This window comes from Streptomyces zaomyceticus, from assembly GCF_014656215.1.
GTDB classification, from domain to species: Bacteria; Actinomycetota; Actinomycetes; order Streptomycetales; family Streptomycetaceae; genus Streptomyces; species Streptomyces zaomyceticus.
Map to the genome: position 1 here is coordinate 77,026 of NZ_BNBZ01000028.1, position 19,270 is coordinate 96,295.

Sequence of the window (19,270 nt, forward strand, 5' to 3'; positions counted from 1 at the left end):
CCGGATTCGGGACCTGGCACGCCGGCCCGCGCCACATCCCCTGGGAGCTCCCATGACGACGGTGACCACCGCGACGTACCCCTCGATCACGGAGGCGCAGATGATCCCGCGCCTCGTCCGCCTCGGCCCCAACCTCTACGGAGCCGTCTTCACCCTGATGAAGCTGCTCCCGGCCCACTACATCCTCCAGAGCGCCGACCGGCGCGGTGAACTCGGCGACGACACCGTCGTCGTCGAGACCACCTCCGGCACCTTCGGCCTCGCCCTCGCGATGCAGTGCGCCCTCATGGAACGGGAGCTGATCCTGGTCAGCGACCCGGCGATCGACCCCAACCTGTACCGCCGGCTCACCGACCTCGGCGCCCGCGTCGAGATCTGCCACGAGCCCGCGGCCGTCGGCGGCTTCCAGGAGGCGCGGCTGCGCCGCCTCGCCGAGATCCGCGCCGAACTCCCCGACACCTTCTGCCCGGAGCAGTACAGCAACCCCGACAACCCGCGCTCCTACGGCGTCGTCGCCGAGATGCTCCACCGCACCCTCGGGGACGTCGACTGCCTCGTCGGACCCGTCGGCTCCGGCGGCTCCATGTGCGGCACCGTCCGCGGGTTGCGCGAACACACCCCCGGCACCCGTGCCATCGGCGTCGACAGCCACCGCAGCGTCCTCTTCGGCCAGCCCGACGGGCCCCGCGGGCTGCGCGGCCTCGGCAACAGCCTCTGGCCCGCCAACCTCGACCACGGGGTCTTCGACGAGATCCACTGGTGCTCGGCCGCCGAGGCCTACGCCCAGACCCGCTCGCTGCACGCCCGCCACGCCCTCTTCCAGGGACCGACCAGCGGCGCCGCCCACCTCGTCGCCCAGTGGTGGGCCGATCAGCACCCCGACGAGCTGTGCGTCGTGATGCTGCCCGACGAGGGCTACCGCTACCAGGCCACCGTCTACGACGACGCCTGGCTCACCGACAACGGCCTGCGCCTCGACGGCCCGCCCACCGAGCCGGTCACCGTCACCTCCCCCGCCGACGCGGGAGAGCGCTGGGCCCGCTTCGCCTGGGACCGCCGCGCCTACGACGACGTGTCCGGCGCCGTCCCGCGCACCGACAGGGCGCTCCCCGAGCGGGCCCTCTCGTGAGCGGCACCGGACGCCTCACCGGCACCCTCGGCCCCCGCACCCGGCGGGTCGTGTACGGCGAGTCCGGCCCCGAGGACATCCGCCAGGAACTCGGCGCCACCACCACCGTCGACCTGGCCCACGTGGTGATGCTCACCGAACGCGGACTGCTGCCCCGCGAGGCGGCCGCCGCCCTGCTGCGCCGCATCACCGCGCTGCGGGCCGACGGCTTCGGAGCCCTCCACGACCTGCCGGCCCCTCGCGGCCTCTACCTCATGTACGAGGGCCATCTGGTCGCCGAACTCGGCGCGGAGATCGGCGGAAAGCTCCACACCGGCCGCTCCCGCAACGACATCAAGGCCACCATCACCGCGCTCCGGCTCCGCGCCGAACTCACCGACCTCCTCGGCGAGGTGCTGCGGCTCCAGGCGGTGCTGCTCTCCCGGGCCCGAGCCCACCGCTCCGTCGTCATGCCCGTCTACACCCACTTCCAGCCCGCGATGCCCGTCAGCTACGGCTACTACCTGGCCGGCATCGCCACCGCCCTCGACCGGGACATCGACGCCCTCGGGCACGTCCTCGACCACCTCGACCGGTGCCCCCTCGGCGCCGGCGCGGTGGCCGGCACCGACCTGCCCATCGACCCGGACCGCACCGCCGCCCTCCTCGGCTTCCCGCACGGCCCGCTGCACGCCACCGACGCCGTGGCCGCCCGCGACACGATGCTGCGGGCCGTGGCGGCGGCCGCGTCGGCGGCCCTCACGCTCAGCCGACTCGCGACCGACCTCCAGCTGTGGAGCACCCAGGAGTTCGGGTTCGTGGAGTTCCCCGAGCGGCTCGTCGGCGGCAGCTCCGCGATGCCGCAGAAGCGCAACGCCTTCCTCCTGGAGCACGTCAAGGCGAAGGCCGCGCTCGCGGTCGGCGCCTGGACGGCCTCGGCGGCCGCCATGAAGTCGACGCCGTTCACCAACTCCATCGAGGTCGGCACCGAGGCCGTCGGCGCGGGCTGGCCCGCGCTCGCCGCCGTACGGGACTCCGTCCTGCTCACCCAGCCGCTCGTCAGCGGGGCCCGGCCGGTTCCGGCGCGCATGGAGCAGCGGGCCAGAGAGGGCTTCGTCACCGCCACCGTCATCGCCAACCGGCTGGTGGCCCAGGGGGTACCGTTCCGCACCGCCCACCACGTCGTCGGCGAGGCCGTCCGGGTGGCGGTCGAATCCGGGGCCACCGAACTCACCACGATCTCCGCGCCGGATCTCGGCGAGGTCGCCGGGGCGGGCCCGTCGGCCACCGAACTCCCCACGCTGGGAGAGGTCGTCGACTCCCACGACCGGGGCGGCGGGCCCGGCGAGTGCGACCGGACCGTCCATGTCCTCACCGACCGGCTGACCGCGCACGGTCGGCGGCTCGCGGCCCACCGCGACCGGGCGGCCCGGGCGGACCGGCTCCTCGACGAGGCCGTCGGCGCCCTCGTCGCCACGGGCGGGGCCGTGGGCGCCGCCGCCACGGCGGATGCCGGCACCGGCGCCGCTGCCGAGGAGGCCGTCCCGGGCGACGCCGCCGCCGAGAGCGCCCTCTCCGCCGTCGTCTCCGTCCCCGCCGATGTGCATGCCGTATTCGAGAGAACGGAGAGTGCGCCGTGAGCGCGACCCGCAGACCCGATCCTCCGGACGGGCATGACGAACAGGCCCCGACCGGGGCTTGGTTCGCCTTTCTGGAGAGCAACACCACAGGCACGGGGCGGGAGTTCTGTGCGGCGGCTCGCGCCCGCGGACTCCGTCCCGTCCTGCTGACCCGGGACCCCGACCGCTACCCCTATGTGGTCGAGGACGGCATCGACACCCTGGTCCTCGACAGCGCCGACCCGGTCGCCGTCCTCGACCGCTGCGCCGAACTCGCCGACGGCGAGGCCGGTCTCGCGGGCATCGCGTCCAGCTCCGAGTACTTCGTGGCCGCCGCCGCCCGCGTCGCCGCCAAGCTCGGACTCCCCGCGGCCGACGGCGACGCCGTCGCCCGCTGCCGCGACAAGGAGCGGCAGCGCGAGCTCCTCGCCGCCGGCGGCGTGCCCGTGCCCGCCTTCGCCTCCGCCGGCCTGCCGGAGGAGGCCGTACGGGCGGCCGAGGCGATCGGTCACCCCGTCGTCCTCAAGCCCGTCAGCGGCTCCGGATCGATCGGGGTACGGCTCTGCCGGGACGCCGCCGAGACCCGGGCCTGGGCCGAGCGGCTGCTCGACCGGGGCACCGACGAGCGCGGCAGCCCCGTCACCGCCCGGCTTCTCGTCGAGGCGGCCGTCCAGGGCCCCGAGTTCTCCGTGGAGACCTTCGACGACACCGTGGTGACCGTCGTCGCCAAACACACCGGACCCGAGCCGTACTTCGTCGAGACCGGACACGACGTACCGGCGCCGGTCCCGGCCGCCGACACGGCGGCGCTGGGCGCGGTCGCGCTCCGGGCGCTGGCCGCCCTCGGCCTCGGCTGGGGCGCCGCCCACACCGAACTGCGCCTCACCGACACCGGACCGGTGATCATCGAGGTCAACCCGCGGCTGGCCGGCGGCATGATCCCCGTCGCCGTCCGGGCCGCCCTCGGCACCGACCTCGTCGACGCGGTCGTCGCGCGCGCGGCCGGGCTGCCGCCCCGCACCACGGTGGGTGCCACGGCCCCGGCGGACGGTGCGGCGCCCCCGGCCGGGGGCGCCACGGACCGGACGGACGGCGGGCGGACGGACCGCGGCGGACACGCCGCCATCCGGTTCCTGCCCGCCGCACGCGAAGGACTGGTCACCGCGGTCGACGGGCTCGCCGACGCCCGGGCGGCCGACGGGGTGGTCGCGGCCACCGTCGCCACCGCCCCCGGGCGGACCGTCGGCATCACGCACTCGTTCCAGGACCGGCTGGCCTGTGTGGTCGCCACCGGAGCGGACGCGGCGCAGGCCGCACAGCGCGCGGCAGCGGCCGCACGCCTCATCAGGATCGAGCTGGAGGAGCCGGCAGAGCCGGAAGAAGGAGTCGGGGGCCGATGACCGAGCACGCGAACAACCAGCAGGCGTACACCAGGATTCCGCGGTGGACCGCGCCGTCCGCCGGGGAGACCGGCACCGACGTGCACGGCACGCGGCTCGCCGAGGACCTCGGCCGGGCCCTCGCCCGCCGGGCCGCCGAGCTCGGCACGGACCTGGCGGCCCTCCTGACCGCCGCCCACGCCCGGGTCCTCGCCACGGTGACGGCCGAGCGGGACCTGCTCGTCGGCCACGTCGCGCACGACGGCACCGGCGAGGTCCTGCCGCTGCGACTGCACGTGGCGAACTCGACCTGGGCGGAACTGGTGGAGCACGCCGCCGCCGCGCCGGAGGCCACCCGGAACCCGGCGGACCCGGAGACGCGGTCGGCCCCGCCCGCCGACGCGCGCCCCGAGGTCGTCCTGGACCTGTCGGGACTCACCGACGCCCCGGAGGACACGGACGGCACACGGACCACGGAGGGCGCGAGCACCCGCACCGCCGAGGGGACCGACGACCCCGGCGCCGCCCCCGTGTTCGCCGACGGCACCGTCCTGCGCGTCGTCTGGAGCCGCGACGAGTACGGACTCGCCCTGCGGATCCTCCACGACCGGGCCGCGCTCGACGAGTACCACGCCCACCGCCTCGCCGGATACCACCTCGCCGCGCTGCGGCACCTCGCCGCCGACCCCGCCGACCGGCACGACCGGCAGAGCCTCCTCTCGGAGCGCGAGACCGAGAAGCAGCTGTACGGCCTCGCGGGACCCCGCGCGGAGCTGCCCGACCGCACCTTCCACGAGCTCTTCGAGGAGCAGGCGCGGGCCACCCCCGACGCGCTCGCCGCCGAGCACGGCGGGGTGCGGTGGACGTACCGGGAGCTCGACGAGCGCGCCGACCGTGTGGCGCACGCCCTCGTCGAGGCGGGCGCCGCCGCCGAGGACGTCGTCGCCGTCGTCATGGACCGCACCCTCGACTGGATCGCCGCCGCCCTGGGCGTGTTCAAGGCCGGCGCCGTCTACCTGCCGGTCCGCCCCGACTTCCCCACCGAGCGGGTCGCGACCCAGTTCGAGCGCAGCGCCTGCCGTTTCGCGCTCCTCGCGCCCGGCGCCGAAACCCTCGTACGCGAGGCGTCCGACGCCGTCACGGACGCGCCCGTCGCCCTCTCCGTACCGGAGATCCTGAGCCGGCCGGGAGCAGCCACCGGCCCGGTCGCCGTCACCGTGGACCCCGGGCAGGCCGCGTACATCTACTTCACCTCCGGCTCCACCGGCGCCCCCAAGGGCGCCCTGTGCGAGCACGTCGGCATGCTCAACCACCTGTACATGAAGATCGAGGACATGGAGATCGCCGCCGGGGAGGTCGTCACCCAGACCGCCTCCCAGTGCTTCGACATCTCCCTGTGGCAGTTCACCGCGCCCCTGCTCGTCGGCGGCGCGGTACGGATCATCGACACCGACACCCAGCTCGACGTCGACGCCTTCCTCGACGAGATCACCGACGGCGCGGTCGCCGTCGTCCAGATCGTCCCCTCCTACCTGGAGGTGCTCCTGACCCATCTGGAGCACCACCCGCGTCCGCTCGGCGGCCTGCGCACCATCTCGGTCACCGGCGAGGCGCTCAAGTACGAGCTGGTGCAGCGCTGGTTCGCCGCCCACCCGGACGTCAAGCTCGTCAACGCCTACGGTGCCACCGAGGTCTCCGACGACACCATGCACGAGGTCCTCGACGGGCTGCCCGAACGGGACTTCGTGACCGTCGGCCGCTCCCTGCGCAACGTCAACACCTACATCCTCGACGAGAACCTGGCGCTCGTGCCGCTCGGCTCGCCCGGCGAGATCGCCTTCTCCGGCATCTGCGTCGGACGCGGCTACATCAACGACGAGGAACGCACCCGCCAGGCCTTCGTCGCCGACCCGTTCCGGGCCAACACCCGCATGTACCGCACCGGCGACTTCGGACGCTGGCTGCCCGAGGGCCGCATCGAGTACCTGGGCCGCCGGGACGAGCAGGTCAAGATCCGCGGCTTCCGCATCGAGATCGGGGAGATCGAGAACAAGCTCCTCAGCATGCCCGGGGTCCACGAGGCCGCCGTCGTCATCGACGGCGGGGCGGGCGACCTGCGCAACCTCGTCGCCTTCTTCGCGGGCCAGGAGGACCTGCCGGCCGGCCGCGTCCGGGACTTCCTCGCCACCCTGCTCCCCGACTACATGGTGCCCACCTACTTCCACCAGATGGAGCGCCTGCCGCTCACCGAGAACGGCAAGATCGACAAGAAGTCCCTCGTCCGGCTCGCCGGGACCCTCGGCCACGGCGGCGCCCCGTACACCGCCCCCGTCACCCCCGCCGAGCAGCGCCTCGCCATGCTCTGGGCCGAGGTCCTCGGCGTTCCCCTCGAACGCATCGGGCGCTCCGACAACTTCTTCGACCTCGGCGGCACCTCCCTCGCCGCCGTACGGCTCCTGGTCCGCCTCGACCGTGCCCTGTCCCTCAAGGACCTCGTCGCCAGGCCCGCCCTCGCCGACCTGGCCGCGGCCCTCGACGAGCGCGGCCGCGGCGGCGCGGCCCCGGCGGCCACCGGCCTCCTCCAGCCGCTGTCCGCCGCCCGCGCCCCCCACCACACCCTCGTCTGCTTCCCCTACGCCGGCGGCAACGCGGTCAACTACCGTTCCCTCGCCGCCGAACTGGAACGGGACGGCTTCGCCGTCGAGGCCGTCGAACTCCCCGGCCACGACTTCAGCGGCGCCGCGGAGGAGATGCCGGACGTCCCCGAGCTCGCCCGGCGGATCACGGACGAGATCATCGAACGCGTGAACACTCCCGTCCTCATCTGGGGCCACTGCGCGGGCGCCGCCGCGGCCCTGGAGACCGCCCGCCTCCTGGAGGAGGCCGGCCGCCCCGCCGAGCGGGTCTTCCTCGGGGCGCTGCTGCTCCCCGACACCGAGGAGCTGCGCGCCGAGATCGCCGAGACCTCGGCGGCCGACACCGCCACGCTGCTCGCCCGGCTGCGCGCCGACAACGCGTACGTGGAACTCGACGCCCTCAAGCCCGAGCGCGCCGAGGTCGTCGGCCGCGCCTACCGGCACGACGTCGTCACCTCCGACCGCCATCTCGCCCGCATCCGCGAGGACGGCGAGCGGTACCGGATCGACGCGCCGGTGGAGGTCGTCGTCGCCGTCGACGACCCCACCACCGACGGGTACGCCGCCACGCACGGCGACTGGAAGGCCGTGTCCGACCGGATCACCCTGCGCGAACTCGCCCAGGGCGGCCACTACTTCATCAGCACCCGCCCTGCCGAGACCGCCGACGTGGTGCGCGCCGCCTGCACGCCGTCCGGGCGACAGGACTAGGAGGGAGTCACGTGACGACCACAACCGACCTGCTCACCCCGGCCGCGCACCCCGCGACGGTCACCGAGGAGGAGGGCCCCGGAGCCGCCGGGGCCGTGTCCGCGATCGTCGCACCCGGGGCGATCGGCTCCCGGCTCGGCCGCGGGGCGGTCACCACCGGGGTCAGTACGGCCTTCGGGACCTTCGGCGAGCTGCTCCAGGGGGTCCTCCCCGAGGAGAACGGGGACTTCCTCGTCACCCTGCCCGTCGCCCGCTGGGCCATGGCCCGCTTCGAACCCGACCCCGGCACCGACGTGCTCCAGGTCTGGCCGCCGCACAAGAAGAAGGCCCTCGCCCTCACCTCGATGATCATGGAGGACGCGGGGCTGCCCGCCGGCGGCCTCCTGAAGATCCACAGCAGCCTGCCCGAGGGCAAGGGCCTCGCCAGCTCCTCGGCCGACCTCGTGGCCACCGCCCGGGCCGTCGCCAACGCCCTGGACGAGGCCATGCCGCCGCGCCGGATCGAGGCGTACCTCGCCAGGATCGAACCGACGGACGGGGTGCTCTACTCCTCGATCGTCGCCTTCCACCACCGCACCGTGCGGCTGCGGGCCGTGCTCGGCTCGCTGCCGTCCATGGCGGTGGTGAGCGCCGACGAGGGCGGCGCCGTGGACACGGTCGCCTTCAACAGCATCCCCAAGCCGTTCACGGTCGCCGACAAGCGGGAGTACGCCCGGCTCCTCGACCGGATCACCGACGCGATCGCCCGCCGCGACCTCGCCGAGGTCGGCCGGGTCGCGACCGCCAGCGCCCGGATGAACCAGGTCCTGCGCCACAAGTGGTCCCTGGACGGCATGACGGACATCTGCCGTGAGGTCGGCGGGCTCGGCGTCGTCGTCGGCCACAGCGGCACCACGCTCGGCATCCTGCTCGACACGGCGTCGCCGGACTGCCCGGCGCAGCTCGCCGCGGCCGCCCAGGCCTGCCAGGAACTCGTCGGCAACGTCACCGTGTACCGCACGCTGAGCTTCGACTGACCGTCCCCGGCACAGCAACGAGGAAGGGCCGCACCCGGACACCGGGTGCGGCCCTTCCTCGTGCGGAGCCGCGGGCGTCAGGGGCGGAACGGTTCGCCGAGGCCGACGACGATCTCCCGCTCGCCGCGGTACGGCTCACGGCTGTGCGCCGTACGCACGTTGTCGACCACCAGCAGATCACCGCGCCGCCACGGCTCACGGACCGTGTGCCGCTCGTACACCTCGTTCACCAGGTCCACCGTCGCCCGGTCCAGCGGGGTGCCGTCGCCGTAGAAGGTGTTGAACGGCAGCCCCTCGGGCCCGAACTCGGCCGTCAGGAACTCCCGTACCTCGGGGGCCATCGTCCACTCGTTGAGGAACGCGATCTGGTTGAACCAGCAGCGCTCGCCCGTCCCGGGATGGGCGACGACCGCCGGCCGGGTCTGCACCGTCCGCAGCCCCCCGTCCGCGTCCCAGTGGGTCTCGACGCCGTTCTCGGCGCAGTACCGCTCGACCTCGTCGCGGTCCGCGCCGCCGAAGGCGTCCTGCCAGCCGATGCCGACGAACGGGTTGTAGTGACGGGTCAGCCGCCAGCCCTCCCGCTCGAACCGCTCCACCAGCTCGGCCGGCAGATCCGCCAGCACGGCGCGCGCGTCCGCGAGAGCCGTCACCCCGCCGGAGGCGGGAGGCGTGACACAGGCGAAGGCGAGCAGCCGGGGGGCGCGGGCCGCGTAACTCAGTTCGTGGTGCATGCACATGGGCTGGTCCGCCGGCCAGTGCGAGGACGAGTAGACACCCGTCGGCCCGAGGGCGTCGCGCGGGGCGAAGCCCTCCCGCTCCGCCATGCCCTCCTCGCCGAGGACGGCGGCGACGGTCGCGGCGGCCCGCTCGCGCCCGTCCAGTCCCAGCCCCCGGACGAGGACGGAACCGTGCACGGCCACCAGCTCCCGGATCTCGCCGCGGTGCTCCGCCGCCCATGCGGCGGGGTCGGCGCCGGGCGGGGGCGCCAGGTCCGGACGGGTGGGGGAGTCGGTGCGCACTTCGGTCATGGTGTGCTCTCCGTTTCGTGAAGGGTTCGGATGCGGGGGAACGGAAGGGGAAGGGTGGGCGGCCGCCGGGACGGGGGCGGGTCAGACCACCGGGCGTTGGAACGCCCGGACGGCCGCGGCCGAACCGACGACCGCCACCAGCAGACTCGTGCCGAGCGCCGCCCACACCTGGGTGCCCAGCGGCAGATCCAGGGCGAGCGCCCGCGCCGCGTCCATCGCGTACGACAGCGGGTTGAGCCGCGCGAGCAGCTGGAGCCAGCCCGGCAGCCGGTCCACCGGCACGAACGCGCTGGACGCGAACATCAGCGGGAACGTCACCAGATACCCGGCGCTCTGCATCGCCTCGGCGTTCCGCAGCCAGGCCGCGAGCGCCAGGAAGATCCACGTCATCGCCCAGACCACCGCGCAGGTGAGCAGCAGCGCCGCCAGCAGACCGAGCGGCCCGCCCGCCGGATCGGCGTCGAGCAGCACCACGGCCACCACCAGCAGGATCACCAACTGGACGGCCGTACGCAGCAGATCGGCGAAGCTGCGGGCGATGAGCAGCAGCGGGGCGTGGATCGGCAGCGTACGCAGCCGGGCCACCGCCCCGTTGTCCATGTCCCGCACCAGACCGATGCCCGAGGCCACCGCGGGACCGATGCCGGTGGTCACCAGCAGCGCCGGAAGCAGATAGTCGATGTAGCCCACGCCCGCCGGAAGATGCCCCCGGTCGACGATGCTGCCGAAGACCTGGCTGAGCAGCAGCAGCATGAACACCGGCTGGAGCATGCTGAGCACCATCGCCCTGCGATGGGTCAGATGCGCGCGCACCGAACGGCCGGTGAGGATGAACAGCTGCGCCGGAGCGCTGCTGCCCTGCCAGAGCGCGCCGGCCGGGCGGTGCGGCAGCGGGGTCGGGACGGTCATCGGATGCCTCCTGGGTCGTAGGTCCTCTGGACACGGGTCAGCGCGGTCAGCAGATCGGCGGAGGTCAGCTTCCGGGCGGCCGCCACCGCCGTGACGGGCAGCGGCAGCCGCCCGGTGTCCGACCAGCGCAGCCGCCCGTCGGAGTCGATGAAGCTCCGGGCCAGGCCGGCGTTGTCCGGGTGCAGACAGAACGGGATGTCGAGCAGCCCCTGCCGGAAGGCGAGCAACAGCGCCTCGCCGATGTCCTCGTGGAGCCCGAGCACGGTGTGGACGAGCGCGCGGGCCTCCGCGTACACCTCGGTGTCGAGGTCGGACGCGACGGGCGGCCTGCGGACGGCCGACCGCGCGGCCCGCGCCGCCGTCTCCAGGGCCTCGACGTTGTCGGCGATCGTCGGGATACGGTGCGCCTCGGCGGCCGTCTTCACGATGAGCCGTGCCGCGCCCGACTCCACCGCCAGCCGCGCGGCGGCCTCCAGGAGCGACAGCGCCCCGGAGCGGGTCGTGGGGTACACGCCCATGTAGGCGTAGACGACGAGATGGCGGTCGATGTCCGGGAGCAGCTCGTCGGAGAGCGCCCGCAGCGCCGCCATCGCCTCCAGGTCCTGGGCCGGGCTGGTCTGCTGGGCGTAGCTCAGGGAGATGCTGCGCAGCCCGTGCCGGGCGAAGAAGACGCCCTCCAGGACACTGATCGCCACCAGCATCGACGGCGGGCACAGCTGCCCCAGCATGCAGCCGCCGAAGCTTTCGAGGTGCGGCAGCCGGACCGGGTCGCCCGGGGAGGCCGGCTCGTCGTCCGCCGGCCTCGGGTCCGCCCGCCACCGGTCCGCCGCTCTCCCGGCGGCGGTCCCTCCGCCGGCCGTCCTTCCGTCCGGCGTCGTTCCGCCCGCCGCGGCGAGCATCGCGCAGGCGGTGCGCCAGCTGGCGACCGCCTCGTCGAGCCGGGTACGGCCGTAGGGCAGGCAGTACGAGACGGGGCCGCCCTCGGTCGCGTCGAGCCCCACCGACAGCAGGGCCGCCACGATGTGCTCGGGCTTCGGCGAACCGTGCCGGACCTGCACGGGGAAGCGGGGGCCGTGGACCCCGTCCAGGAGGTCCCGGGACACGGCGGGGGAGTGGGTGCAGAGGGGATAGCCGTTGAGCGGCACCCCCTCCGCGACGGCCCGCCGGGCGGCGGGAAGGTCGTTGACCCGGGTGTAGCTGTCGAGGGTCAGGGTGCCGACGGTCACGGCCTCGGCGGCCCGGGTGCGTTCGAGCCCCTCACGCATGAGCCCGGGGTCGCCGAACCCCATCCTCGGCTGCACGACCAGCTCGCCCCGCGCGTACGCCCGGGCGACGAACGCGCCGAAACTCGCGGAGCCTGCGGCCGGGGCGCCGGGTGACCCCGCGGACGGGGGCGCCGTCGTCACGACACGGCTCGGTACGGCGACCGGGCCGCCATCGCCCGGAAGTCGGCGAGCTCCCCGTCGTCGAAGACCCGGTCGTATCCGGCGGCGGTCAGCCGGCGGACCATGCCCACGTTGCGCAGACCGTCGGTCACCAGCTTCCCGCCGATGACGACGGTCGTACCGGCCAGCTCGGGATCCGCCCGCAGCGCGCGGATCAGCCGCAGCCCGTCGTTGAAGCCGTGTCCGTTGACACTGCTCACCACCACGAGTCCGGGACGCAGGTCGAGGCAGGAGCGCACCACGAGCTCGTCCGGTGGGCAGGGCCCGAGGTTCGCCACGGTGTGGCCGATCTCCTCCAGGACGAGCTGGAGATAGACCAGATTCCAGGTGTGGGCGTCGGATGACGTTCCGGTCAGCAGCACGGAAGGCGCCGCACCGGCATGTGAGAAATTCATGGGGCCAGGTGTGGAATTCATGGGACATCCGGTCTCTGGAGCGCCGGCGTATTCCGGCGTCAGGACCGGTACGCCGATCGCTCGGCGGATTGGAAGGAATACGGGAAACGGCGGCAGGGCCCCGGGAATTCGCCCGCGAAGCGGCCCGCCGGCCCGGGGCCCTGTCCGGTGGATCAGCCACGGACAGACCCCCGCGCACCGACTCTACTGGCCGTGGGCCTGCCCCAACGGGCCTCCGGATGGCCGGTACTGGACCCCCGCGAGGGGTCGTGACGGAGCCCGGGCGGTCAATCCGGGCCCTGCCGCGGACCCGGTGGCCGCACCGTGCAGTTTGCTGTCAGGCGCCTTCCCCGCACCTCGCCGACATCGCTAGAAAGAATCCCGCCGTGCCGGACAGGTGCGGCAGGAATTTCGAATCGGCAAGCGATTCGGCAAGCGATTCGGCGCACGAATCAGCGAACGCGAAGGGCAGGGCATCGAATATGGCGGCAATCGTCACCGCCCCCAGTGTCACGGCAGTTCTCGTCGGGCGGTCGCAGAGCGACCCGGACCGGACCGCCGCGACCTTCGTCACCGACCCGCTCCGCGAGGACGGCGCGAGCCGGCTCAGCTACGCGGAACTCGACGCCGAGGCCCGGAGCATCGCCGTGCGGCTGCGAGCCGCCGGCATCGGCCAGGGCGACCGGGTCGTCCTGCTCTACCCCGCCGGACTCGCCTTCCTGACCGCCTTCTTCGGCTGCCTCTACGCCGGCGCCGTCGCCGTCCCCTCCTCGCTCCCCGGCCGGTACCGCCACGAGCGGCACCGGGTCGTGCGCATCGCCGACGACGCCGGCGCGGCCGCGATCCTCACCGACACCGTCACCCGCGGCGACGTCGAGAGCTGGATCCGGGAGGAGGGACTCGACCGACTTCCCCTGCTGGTCACCGACGACGGCGCCGGGCCCGCCCCCGACGGCTGGACCATGCCGGCCACCGACCACGACACCCTCGCCGTCCTCCAGTACACCTCCGGCTCCACAGGCGACCCCAAGGGTGTCGTGATCACCCACGGCAACCTGCTGCACAACAGCGAGAACCTCGTCGGCGTCCTCGGACTCGACGAGCACACCCCGCTCGGCGGCTGGATCCCGCACTTCCACGACATGGGCCTGATGGGCATCATCCTGCCGCCCGTCCTCAGCGGCGCCGGCACCGTCCTGATGAGCCCCTCCACCTTCCTGAAGCGGCCCCATCTGTGGCTGCACATGATCGACCGGTTCGGCATCCACACCTCCGCCGCCCCCGACTTCGCGTACGAACTGTGCACCCGCCGCGTCACCGACGAGCAGATCGCGGGCCTCGACCTCTCGCGCTGGCGGTTCGGCGTCGACGGCTCCGAGCCGGTCCGCGCCTCCGTCCTCGACGCCTTCCGCGAGCGCTTCACCGCGTACGGCCTGCGACAGGACACCCTCAGTCCCTGCTACGGCATGGCCGAGGCCACCCTCTTCGTCTCCGGCGCCCTCGACGTCCCGCACAGCGCCCGCCGGGTCGACGTGGAAGCCCTCGAACGCAACGAGTTCCGGCCCGTCGCCGACGGCGAGCCCGGCCGCCCCGTCGCCTCCTGCGGTGTCGTCACCGGTGCCGAACTCCGCGTCGTCGACCCCCACACCCACCGCGTCCTGCCGGACGGCGGCGTCGGCGAGATCTGGCTGCGCGGCCCCGTCATCGGCCACGGCTACTGGAACCGCGAGGCCACCAACGCCGCCGAGTTCGGCGCGACCACCGCCGACGGCATCACCGGCCACCTGCGCACCGGCGACCTCGGCACCCTCCACGAGGGCGAGCTCTTCATCACCGGCCGCATCAAGGACGTCCTCATCCTCCGCGGCCGCAACCTCTACCCCCAGGACATCGAGCACGAACTCCGCGCCCAGCAGACCGAACTGGGCAGCCTCGTCGGCGCCTGCTTCGCCGTCCCCGGACAGGACCCGGGCCACGAGGACGTCCTCGTCGTCACCCACGAGGTCCGCGGCATCAAGGAGGAGGAGCGGCTGCGCGCGCTCGCCGCCGACATGCGCCTCACCGTCGCCCGCGAGTTCGGCGCCCCCGTCGGCGCCGTCCTCCTGCTGCGGCCCGGCGGCGTGCGCCGCACCACCAGCGGCAAGATCCAGCGCTCCGCGATGCGCGAACTGTTCCGCGCGGGCGCCCTGGAACCCACCTACGCGGACTACCAGGAGAACCTGCTGCGCCCGGCCCCCGCCGTCGGCCAGGAGGCCCTCGCCGGCACCGGAAAGGCCTCGGTATGACCACCGCGGCACTCCCGACCGGAGCGGTCGACGGGCAGGACGCCGGTGCCGGAGCGGCCGACGGGCAGCGCGTCACCGACGGCCCCGCGGACGGTCGCGGCCCCGCCACCGGCCCCGCGGCCGGTCAGGACCTCCCCACCCGCTCCGTGAACGCGTTCACCCGGCGACTGCGCGAACTCACCGGCCCCGCTCTCCCGTTCGGCGCAGAGGAGCTCGCCGCCCTCGACGCCGCCGACGCCTTCCCCACCGCGGCCTGCCGCGCCCTCGACGAGGCCGGACTGCCCCGCTCGTACGTACCCGCCGAACACGGCGGCGACCTCGCCGACTTCACCGTCGTCCTGCGGTTGCTCCGCGCCGTCTCACGCATCGACCTCACCGTCGCCGCCGCCCACGGCAAGACCTACCTCGGCGCCGTCTCCACCTGGATCGCCGGGGACGACGAGGCCGCCCGGCGGCTCGGCGGCCGTATCGCCGACGGCGAGGTGGTCTCCTGCGCCCTGACCGAACGCGACCACGGCAGCGACCTGCTCTCCGGCGAGGTCACCGCCCGCCCCGCCCCCGGCGGCGGCTGGCTCCTCGACGGCGAGAAGTGGCTCATCAACAACGTCACCCGGGCCGGCCTCGTGACCGTCCTCGCCCGCACCGACGAGGAGGGCGGCCCGCGCGGCTTCAGCCTCTTCCTCGTCGACAAGGCCCGCCTCGAACCCGGCACCTGGACCTCCCTGCCCAAGGTGCCCACGTACGGCATCCGGGGCGCCGACATCAGCGGCATCTCCTTCGACGCGGCCCACCTCCCCGAGGACGCCCTCATCGGCGCCGTCGGACAGGGCGTCGAGATCATCGTCAAAGCCCTGCACATCACCCGCACCTGCTGCGCCGCGATGTCGCTCGGCGCGGGGGACCACGCCCTGCGCCTCGCGGCCGACTTCGCGGCGACGCACCACGACGCCGGGCCCGGTGACGCCCCGGGGAGTGCTCACGACGCCCCGCTCGCCCGACAGCCGCACATCCGGCGCGAACTCGGCGAGGCCACCGCCGGGCTCCTCCTCGCCGAGGCCACCGGACTGATCGCCGTACGCTCCCTGCACTCCCTCACCGGCGAGATGAGCGTCATCTCCGCCGTCGCCAAGGCGTACGTCCCCGCCCAGGTCGACGCCCTCGTCGCCCGGCTGCTGCAGCTGCTCGGCCCGCACGGGCTCCTCGGCCCCGGCGACCCGCACGGACAGTTCGCCAAGGCCGAACGCGACCACCGCATCATCGGCATCTTCGACGGCAGCAGCCTGGTCAACCGCAACGCCCTGATCGAGCAGTTCCCGCGCATCGCCCGCGGCTACCGCAAGGGCCGCGCCGACGCGGAGGCACTGGCCGAGGCCGCGTCCCCGCACACCGCGCCGCGCCCCTTCCGCCCAGCCGGACTCAGCCTCCTCTCCACGAGCGGCTGCTCGGTCCTCGCGGGCCTCCCGGCGGCCGTCGAGGCACTGCGGGCACGGGCCGCGGACGAGGTCCCGGCCCGGAGCCTCGCCCCGCTGCTGTCCCTCGCCGAACGGCTCCTCGACGCCACCGACCGCCTCCACGAGGCCATGGCGACCGTCCGGTTCACCCCCCGGGCCGTCCCGGGGGAGGCCTTCGACCTCGCCGAACGGTACGAACTCTGCTTCGCCGCCGCCGGCGCCCTGCACCTCTGGCTGCACGGCACGACCACCACCGCGGCGGACACCACCTGGCTGCGCGGCTGCCTCGTCAAGGCCCTCACCGACCTCGGCGAACCCGTCACCGCCGCCGAGACCGACGTCCTCGACGAGCTCACCGACCTGCTCCTCGACGGCCCGCCCGGGACCTTCGTCTCGCTGCTCGACCACCTGGAGGCGAACGCCTCGTGATCACCACCACCCTCGCCGACACCGTGGAAGAGACCCTCGGCGACCCCTTCGACGCCACCAACCCGCACGGCTTCCACGCCCTGGTCGACACGGCCGAGGGCCGCCGCCCCTTCGACGCGGCCCCCTGGCACCTCCCCGACGGCGACCCGGAGTCCGTGCTGCACGCACTGCGCGCCCTCCACCGCCGCTCGCCCGCCCTCGCCCCGGCGCCCCCGGCCGGCGCCCCGGCCGCCACCGTCGTCGGCGCGAGCGTCGGCGCCCTCGACTCCGCGCTTCGGATCACCCTGCGCCACCTGCGGAGCCGTCACCTCTACGGTGCCCCGGCGAGCGACCTGCCCGCCCTGCGCACCCTGCTCGCCGGCGCCTACGCCGACCTCCTCCTCTGCGACACCCTCACCACCCTCGCCGTACGCGGCACCGAGCCGCTGCCCGACCGCCCCGGAGCCCTCGCCCACGCGGCCGAGGCGCTCGCCCCCCGGGCCCTGCAGGGCGCCATGGACCGTCTGTCGGTCGTGATGGGCTCGCGCTTCTACATCCGCGAGGGCGCCCACTCCTCCTTCCAGCGGCTCCTGTACGAGACCCAGCGCGCGCTCTTCGGAGCCGACCGGCCCGTTCTGGACCCGGAGCCCGTCCCGCTCGCCGCGCTCCTCGCGGCCCCGGCCGTCGTCGGGTCCGCCGACCCGGTCCTGCTCGCCGCCGCCCCCGGGCTCGCCCTCACCGGCAGCTCCCGGCGGGTCCCGCAGCCCGGCGGAGCCGTACAGGAACGCCTGTACGAGGAGCTCGTCGCCCGCTACGAGGCGGGCACGACGTTCGACCACACGCGCAGGCCCCTCCCCGACCGCCCCTGAGCCGCGCCCGCCCCTGTGCGGCCCCCTTCCGACCTTCCCCGAGGAGCACCCATGTCCGGTACAGACATCGCCACCGCCACCACCGACGTCGCCGACGCCGGTCTCGGCATCGACACCCACACCGTCGACAGCCTCCGCACCTGGCTCGTCGACTGTGTCGCCGCCCACCTGGAGCGGCCCGCCGACACCGTCGACCCCGCCGTCAAGCTCTCCGACTACGGCCTCGACTCCCTCTACGTGCTCGCCGTCGCCGCCGAGCTGGAGGACTACCTCGACATCTCCCTCGACCCGACCGTCATGTGGGACAACCCCACGATCGACGCGCTGAGCGAGGCACTGATCGAAGAACTGGCCGTGCAGGACGCCTGACCGGGCCGCGGGGCCCCGCCGGCCGCCGCCGGCCGCGCCCCACCGGCCCGTCACTCGATCCCCCCCCACCTGAGCCTCCACCTGATCTCCCGCCCGGCCCCGCCCCCCCCGCCCCCCGCAGGCCGCCACTCCGCAGACCCGAGAGGACCGCTCGTCCATGTCCGACGACGCCCGTACGCTCCGTCGACCCACCACCGCCGCCCAGCTGGGCATCTGGGTCGCCCAGCAACTGCAGCCGGACAGCCCCCTCTACAACTGCGGCGGCTACTACGAGATCGACGGCCCCGTGGACGTCGACGTCCTCGCCCGCGCGGTCCACCGGGGCGTCGAGGAGACCGAGGCCCTCCGGTCGTACTTCGCCGAAGGCCACGGCACCGGCGCGGACGCCGACCACGGCACCGGCGCCGACGGGGACGGGGACGGGGACGGCGAAGGACCGGAGCTCTGGCAGGTGGTCACCCCGGCCGAGGACCGGCCGCTGAGCGTCGTCGACCTGCGCGGCACGGCGGACCCGGAGGCCGAGGCGCACCGCTGGGCCGCCACCGAGATGGCCCGGCCCTTCGACCTCTCCCGGGGCCCGCTCAGCGCCCAGACCCTGCTGCTCCTCGCCGACGACCGCTCCTTCTACGTCCACCGCTACCACCACGCGGTCCTGGACGGTTTCGGCCACACCGTCTACACGGCCAGGGTCGCCGCCCTCTACCGGGCCTTCCTGGCCGGGGAGACCCCGGCCCCCACGCCCTTCGTCTCCCTCGACCGACTGGTCGCCGACGAGAGCTCCTACGCGGGCTCGCGTCGCAGGGAACGGGACCGCGCCCACTGGCTCGACCTCTTCCAGGACGTTCCGGAGCCTCTCTCCCTCGCGGACCGCGCCGCCGGCAGCACCCACAGCAGCCTGCGTCGGATCCGGGCGCTGCCGCAGGACCTGGCCGAACGGCTCACCGCGCTCGCGGAGCGGCTCGGCGTCCCGTGGCCGGCCCTTGCCATCGCGGCCACGGCCGTCTTCTACCACCGCATGACCGGCCGTACGGACGTCACGTTCGCGCTGCCGCTGGCGGGCCGCACCGGACGGACCGGCCTGACCACGCCCAGCGCCCTCGTCAATGTGCTGCCCATCCGCGTCCAGCCGGACCCGGACCGCACGGTCGCGGAACTGACCGCGGAGGTCTCCCGCTCTCTCGCCGGCGTCATCCGCCACCAGCGCTTCCGCGGCGAGGACCTCGTCCGGGAGCTGGGCATGTCCGGCGGCCGTCAGGCCCGTCTCGGCCCCACCGTGAACGTCATGGCCTTCGCCGGCGAACTCGCCTTCGGCGACAGCCCCGCCCATGTGCACCCGCTCTCCACGGGTCCCGTCAACGACCTCAAGATCAACTTCTACGGCACCGCCACCTCGCGCGGGGGCATCCGCGTCGAGTTCGACGCCGACCCCGCCCTCTACGACGCCCGCGAGATCGAGGCCCACCAGGACCGCCTGGTGCGCGTCCTGGAGCGGATAGCCGCCGACCCCGCCGAACGGGTGGGGGACGTGGACGTTCTGGCTCCGGAGGAGCGGGAGCGGGTGTTGGTGGGGTGGAACGGTGAGGTCCGTGATGTGCGGGACGTGTCGCTGCCGGTGTTGTTCGCGGAGCAGGTGGCGCGGACG

At 74.1% G+C, this 19,270-nt stretch carries 15 protein-coding genes; 10 read left to right on the forward strand and 5 right to left on the reverse strand.

Annotation, left to right across the window (positions count from 1 at the left end):
- Positions 1-52 precede the first annotated feature (52 nt).
- From IE311_RS28710 to IE311_RS28730, 5 genes are read left to right on the forward strand one after another with little or no spacing between them, the layout of a single operon-like run.
- Positions 53-1,129, forward strand: coding sequence for a cysteine synthase family protein (locus IE311_RS28710; RefSeq protein ID WP_189834750.1), 1,077 nt, complete (start codon positions 53-55; stop codon positions 1,127-1,129).
- Entirely contained in the window at positions 1,126-2,748 is a 1,623-nt protein-coding gene (gene argH / locus IE311_RS28715; RefSeq protein ID WP_189834751.1) for an argininosuccinate lyase, read from the forward strand. The genes IE311_RS28710 and argH overlap by 4 nt, the downstream gene beginning before the upstream one ends.
- Positions 2,745-4,127: an ATP-grasp domain-containing protein gene (locus IE311_RS28720; protein WP_189834752.1), complete on the forward strand. Its 1,383-nt coding sequence runs from the start codon at positions 2,745-2,747 to the stop codon at positions 4,125-4,127. The genes argH and IE311_RS28720 overlap by 4 nt, the downstream gene beginning before the upstream one ends.
- Positions 4,124-7,453 (forward strand): non-ribosomal peptide synthetase family protein, encoded by a 3,330-nt coding sequence (locus tag IE311_RS28725; protein ID WP_189834753.1) that lies wholly within the window; start codon positions 4,124-4,126, stop codon positions 7,451-7,453. Before IE311_RS28720 ends, IE311_RS28725 begins: the two co-directional genes overlap by 4 nt.
- An 11-nt stretch (positions 7,454-7,464) precedes the next feature.
- The gene (locus IE311_RS28730; RefSeq protein WP_229902226.1) at positions 7,465-8,469 is read left to right on the forward strand and encodes a GHMP family kinase ATP-binding protein; all 1,005 of its coding nucleotides are present in this window, start codon (positions 7,465-7,467) and stop codon (positions 8,467-8,469) included.
- 77 nt (positions 8,470-8,546) lie between these two features.
- Here the strand turns inward: IE311_RS28730 and IE311_RS28735 are convergent, their stop codons facing one another.
- The 5 genes from IE311_RS28735 to IE311_RS28750 all read right to left on the reverse strand — a co-directional run bounded on the left by IE311_RS28735 (position 8,547) and on the right by IE311_RS28750 (position 12,745).
- Complete coding sequence (locus tag IE311_RS28735; protein WP_189834754.1) at positions 8,547-9,497, reverse strand: TauD/TfdA family dioxygenase; 951 nt, start codon at positions 9,495-9,497, stop codon at positions 8,547-8,549.
- Positions 9,498-9,578: 81 nt separating this feature from the next.
- Positions 9,579-10,406 carry an ABC transporter permease gene (locus IE311_RS28740; protein ID WP_189834755.1) on the reverse strand — a complete coding sequence of 276 codons (828 nt, stop codon included), beginning with the start codon at positions 10,404-10,406 and terminating at the stop codon, positions 9,579-9,581.
- Entirely contained in the window at positions 10,403-11,812 is a 1,410-nt protein-coding gene (locus tag IE311_RS28745) for a methylaspartate mutase (protein WP_268257214.1), read from the reverse strand. Before IE311_RS28745 ends, IE311_RS28740 begins: the two co-directional genes overlap by 4 nt.
- The gene (locus IE311_RS36900; RefSeq protein WP_229902227.1) at positions 11,809-12,246 is read right to left on the reverse strand and encodes a cobalamin B12-binding domain-containing protein; all 438 of its coding nucleotides are present in this window, start codon (positions 12,244-12,246) and stop codon (positions 11,809-11,811) included. The genes IE311_RS28745 and IE311_RS36900 overlap by 4 nt, the downstream gene beginning before the upstream one ends.
- A gap of 337 nt (positions 12,247-12,583) precedes the next feature.
- Positions 12,584-12,745: a hypothetical protein gene (locus IE311_RS28750; RefSeq protein WP_189834757.1), complete on the reverse strand. Its 162-nt coding sequence runs from the start codon at positions 12,743-12,745 to the stop codon at positions 12,584-12,586.
- Here IE311_RS28750 and IE311_RS28755 point away from each other — a divergent pair.
- From IE311_RS28755 to IE311_RS28775, 5 genes are all read left to right on the forward strand, one after another.
- The gene (locus tag IE311_RS28755; protein WP_189834758.1) at positions 12,729-14,531 is read left to right on the forward strand and encodes a fatty acyl-AMP ligase; all 1,803 of its coding nucleotides are present in this window, start codon (positions 12,729-12,731) and stop codon (positions 14,529-14,531) included. The genes IE311_RS28750 and IE311_RS28755 overlap by 17 nt on opposite strands.
- A complete protein-coding gene (locus IE311_RS28760; RefSeq protein ID WP_189834759.1) occupies positions 14,528-16,411 on the forward strand; it encodes an acyl-CoA dehydrogenase family protein in 1,884 nt (627 codons plus the stop codon). Before IE311_RS28755 ends, IE311_RS28760 begins: the two co-directional genes overlap by 4 nt.
- The gene (locus IE311_RS28765; RefSeq protein ID WP_189834760.1) at positions 16,408-17,259 is read left to right on the forward strand and encodes an acyl-CoA dehydrogenase family protein; all 852 of its coding nucleotides are present in this window, start codon (positions 16,408-16,410) and stop codon (positions 17,257-17,259) included. Before IE311_RS28760 ends, IE311_RS28765 begins: the two co-directional genes overlap by 4 nt.
- 51 nt (positions 17,260-17,310) lie before the next feature.
- Positions 17,311-17,628: an acyl carrier protein gene (locus IE311_RS28770; protein WP_189834761.1), complete on the forward strand. Its 318-nt coding sequence runs from the start codon at positions 17,311-17,313 to the stop codon at positions 17,626-17,628.
- A gap of 157 nt (positions 17,629-17,785) precedes the next feature.
- Positions 17,786-19,270: condensation domain-containing protein (locus tag IE311_RS28775; RefSeq protein ID WP_229902228.1), on the forward strand; the 1,485-nt coding region annotated here is incomplete at its 3' end.

Bases quoted from the DNA above. Each gene is read 5' to 3' on its own strand.
- IE311_RS28770 (WP_189834761.1), top strand. From the start codon at position 17,311: ATGTCCGGTACAGACATCGCCACCGCCACCACCGACGTCGCCGACGCC.
- IE311_RS36900 (WP_229902227.1), bottom strand. From the start codon at position 12,246: ATGAATTTCTCACATGCCGGTGCGGCGCCTTCCGTGCTGCTGACCGGA.
- IE311_RS28755 (WP_189834758.1), top strand. From the start codon at position 12,729: ATGGCGGCAATCGTCACCGCCCCCAGTGTCACGGCAGTTCTCGTCGGG.
- IE311_RS28710 (WP_189834750.1), top strand. From the start codon at position 53: ATGACGACGGTGACCACCGCGACGTACCCCTCGATCACGGAGGCGCAG.
- IE311_RS28740 (WP_189834755.1), bottom strand. From the start codon at position 10,406: ATGACCGTCCCGACCCCGCTGCCGCACCGCCCGGCCGGCGCGCTCTGG.
- IE311_RS28725 (WP_189834753.1), top strand. From the start codon at position 4,124: ATGACCGAGCACGCGAACAACCAGCAGGCGTACACCAGGATTCCGCGG.
- IE311_RS28735 (WP_189834754.1), bottom strand. From the start codon at position 9,497: ATGACCGAAGTGCGCACCGACTCCCCCACCCGTCCGGACCTGGCGCCC.
- IE311_RS28760 (WP_189834759.1), top strand. From the start codon at position 14,528: ATGACCACCGCGGCACTCCCGACCGGAGCGGTCGACGGGCAGGACGCC.